This window comes from Azonexus sp., assembly GCF_036170495.1.
GTDB lineage: Bacteria > Pseudomonadota > Gammaproteobacteria > Burkholderiales > Rhodocyclaceae > Azonexus.
Window position 1 is genome coordinate 1 of the sequence record NZ_JAVHPH010000049.1, and the last position, 1,274, is coordinate 1,274.

A 1,274-nucleotide genomic window follows, 5' to 3' on the forward strand; every position below is an offset into this window, starting at 1 on the left:
TAGGAATTGCCGTGCTCGAAGACGTTGCTGGCGCATTTCGGGCATTTGCCGATGCTTTCCTGGGCCGAGAAGTCGACTGGTTCGGCGTCGGCCGCATCGGCCTTGTCCTGACCAAAATCGAATTCCGGCTCCTTGTTGTCGTTGAGCTTGATGGCGGCAGCGAAGGTACGGCCCATCTTGTTGCGGAAGCCGGTCAGCGGGCCGACCTGGCCTTCGTTGATCAGCGTGTCGATTTCGGCCGGCTCGAACTGGCGGCCGGCGACGATCTTCCACAGCGAGTAGTCGCAGCCGCCGCACTGGAATTTCTTGTAGGTTTCGCGAATTTCGCCGCCACAACGCGGGCATCTTGCAGTCAACACGCCAAAATCGCCGGGAATCGTATCGGCTTCGTAGTGCTTGGCGCGTTCGACCATGTGCCGGGTCATTTCGGCGATTTCGCGCATGAATTCGTCGCGCGTGAATTCACCTTTTTCGATGCGGCCGAGCTTCCATTCCCAATCGCCGGTCAGCTCGGGCTGGGTCAATTCATTGACGCCAAGGCCGTTCAAAAGGGTCATGAGCGAGAAAGCCTTGGCCGTCGGAATCAGTTCGCGACCTTCGCGGTGCATGTATTGCTCACCGAGCAGATTTTCGATGATCTGGGCGCGCGTTGCCGGGGTGCCGAGGCCACGGCCAGCCATGGCCGCCTTGAGTTCTTCGTCATCGACCATCTTGCCCGCGCCTTCCATGGCGGAGAGCAGCGTGGCTTCAGAGTAGCGCGGCGGCGGCTTGGTGGCGTTGGCCTTGACGGTGACTTCGTCGGTTTTTACCTTTTCCTTGGCGTCGACCGCAACGAGGTTGCCTTCGTCGCCATCCTGACCTTCCTTGCCATGCACGGCGAGCCAGCCCGGATTGACCAGCACCTTGCCCTCGGTCTTGAAAGGGTGGCCGTCGACGCGGGTGATGCGGGTGGTCACGAGGTATTCGGCGGCTGGGAAGAAGACGGACAGGAAGCGTCGAACGACGAAGTCGTAGAGTTTCTGTTCAAGCTCGTTGAGGCTTTTCGGCGCCTGCGGCGTCGGAATGATGGCGAAGTGATCACTGATCTTGGCATTGTTGAAGATGCGCTTGTTCGGCAACACCCAGTTGCGGGCCAAAATCTGGTGGGCAAACGGCGAATAACGGGCGAGCAGCACCTCGTCGTGACCCTTGCCGGCACCTTCGCCGGTCAGCACCGCCAGCGTTTCCTTGACGGTGGGCAGGTAGTCTTCCGGCAGGCAGCGCGAGTCGGTCCG

1 protein-coding gene is annotated in these 1,274 nt (G+C 60.5%); it reads right to left on the minus strand.

The window, feature by feature from the left end; all coding sequences use genetic code 11:
• A partial coding sequence (locus ADADOO_RS01820) for a DNA topoisomerase (RefSeq protein ID WP_511274496.1) occupies positions 1 to 1,274 on the minus strand: 1,274 nt, incomplete at both ends.